This window comes from Pseudomonadota bacterium (assembly GCA_010028905.1).
Taxonomy (GTDB): domain Bacteria; phylum Vulcanimicrobiota; class Xenobia; order RGZZ01; family RGZZ01; genus RGZZ01.
The window spans coordinates 1-1,807 of the sequence record RGZZ01000719.1; the positions used below are offsets into that span (position 1 = coordinate 1).

Genomic DNA, 1,807 nt, shown 5'->3' on the forward strand with positions numbered 1-1,807 from the left:
CGCCGTGATGGCCTCTTCGGGTGAGCTCCCCCGCTGCTCGTCAGGCCTGCTCTTCACGCTTCTCTCGCCCGTTCATCATCAGCGAAACCAGCGCTATCGCCACGAGCGGGGGTGCCCCGACGAGCACGAACAAGCGCAGGGCCATGAACAGCACGGGAAGAACCGCCCACGCATCCGGATGACCGATCATGCGATCGATGAGCGTGCTCTGGGCCAGCAGCCAGCCTCCCAGCAGATCGATGACGAGCGCCACGGTGATCGTGATCAGGGTTGAACGGGCGCGGTCACGGCTCATGGCGCATGCATGGGCGGTGCCGTGGTCATGGCGAGCATCACCGCGTCGGCCAGGGCGCCTCCGAGCACGTAGCGCCGCTCTCCTTTTCCTTCTACGGGGGATCCAAGCAGGGTTGCGGTGCGCATGAGGGCGAGATAGGCATCGCGATCACCTTGCATGCGCGACACCGCTATGGTGAAGGCCGTAGCCGAGGCGCCGACACCGAAGATCACGGGGCCGGAATCGATGTCGCCGCTTCCCGCGATGACGCCCTGGGGATATTCGTTGACGAGGCCGAAGCCATTGAGGGTGAAGAAGCTACGGGTGTGCAGGGCCGTGTAGAGGTCGCGCGACAGCGCAGGGTCGGCAAACGCCAGGAAGTATGCGGAGAAGGCGGTGCCGGAGGCCCGAGGCTTGTCGAGGGGGGTGCCGGTGCCGGTGCGGGTATCGATGGCCTGAAGCACGAGGCCTGTGCTGGCATCGACGGCGTGCGTGCGGAATGCGTTGCACGCGCGTGCGAGGGCGCGTGCGTGGTCGGTTCGTCCCGTGGCTCTTTGCCAGAGCCCCACCGCGCCCAGCGCGGTGGCGATGTCAGGGGGATATGTCTCATTCGGGTAGGTGGCTAGCGCCTCGAGCGGTTCGTTCTCCAGACGGCGTGCCAAGGCGCTCACGAGGCGGTCGTGCAACGGGGCAAAGCGCGAGGTCGGCGCCACCATGCGGTGCATCCCCAGTGCCATTCCCAGGTATCCGAGCCATGCGGGCGGCGCTATCCCGTTGAACGAAAGGTCGCGCATCTTCCAGTCAGTGGTGCCAAAGGCAAGGGCGTCCGGCGTGAGCATGCCCTCGAGTGCTGCGTCCATTGCGGGGAGCAGGGCATCTTTAAGCTCGGCGTGAGCAAGCACCATCTGCCCCAGCCCGATGACGGTCATCTGCTGGGTCACGAAGCTCCACTCGCCGTCGAATCGCGGGCTCCCCGTGCTGAAACGCAACGCGCTCCCGGCGCGGGCGGCCACGGCTCTGGCCAGGGGCATCTGGGCGTCGAGCTGACCTGCGTAAAGCGCACTTCCGCTGCCTGCGCAGAGGCTGCGGGGAACGATCAGAAGCGCTGCCAGCGCGATGAGCACCAGTGCGCCGCGGTTCTTCCATCGAGGCGATCGGGTGGTGGTGGGCTCGGTGTCGTGCCTCACGGGGTGTCCCTCGCCGGCGAGGCGAACTTTTCCTATGACTCGCGATCAGGAAAAAATTGAGCACGTCTCGAAAACCCGCCCCATCGTGAGCCGCGTCACACCCCCTCCGACCAGCGACCGATGCGCATGTCGGTGGACGTGTGCGATGATGACGTCGTGAACAAGACAAGCCACAAGGAGTGCACGAACGTGCGTAGATCGATCTTCCTCGCGCTCATCGTGAGCGCCCTCATGACGCTGGCGGCCGCCCCGAGCCGCGCCCAGCACGATCCGGCCAATCCCGTGCCCTGGCCCGGCGGAGGCTATCAGGTGATCACAGACGGTCGCCCTCATAGCTGGTACTACC

General features: G+C 66.0%; 3 protein-coding genes. 1 reads left to right on the forward strand and 2 read right to left on the reverse strand.

Annotated features, from left to right (window positions below):
- Positions 1-40: 40 nt before the first annotated feature.
- Together EB084_24675 and EB084_24680 are read right to left on the reverse strand one after the other, a co-directional pair.
- Positions 41-295: a hypothetical protein gene (locus EB084_24675; protein NDD31459.1), complete on the reverse strand. Its 255-nt coding sequence runs from the start codon at positions 293-295 to the stop codon at positions 41-43.
- Positions 292-1,461 carry a hypothetical protein gene (locus EB084_24680; GenBank protein ID NDD31460.1) on the reverse strand — a complete coding sequence of 390 codons (1,170 nt, stop codon included), beginning with the start codon at positions 1,459-1,461 and terminating at the stop codon, positions 292-294. Before EB084_24680 ends, EB084_24675 begins: the two co-directional genes overlap by 4 nt.
- Before the next feature lie 120 nt (positions 1,462-1,581).
- Here EB084_24680 and EB084_24685 point away from each other — a divergent pair.
- Positions 1,582-1,807: hypothetical protein (locus EB084_24685; protein NDD31461.1), on the forward strand; the 226-nt coding region annotated here is incomplete at its 3' end.

Excerpts from the sequence above, each read along its gene's own strand:
- EB084_24675 (NDD31459.1), bottom strand. The coding sequence starts at position 295 with ATGAGCCGTGACCGCGCCCGTTCAACCCTGATCACGATCACCGTGGCG.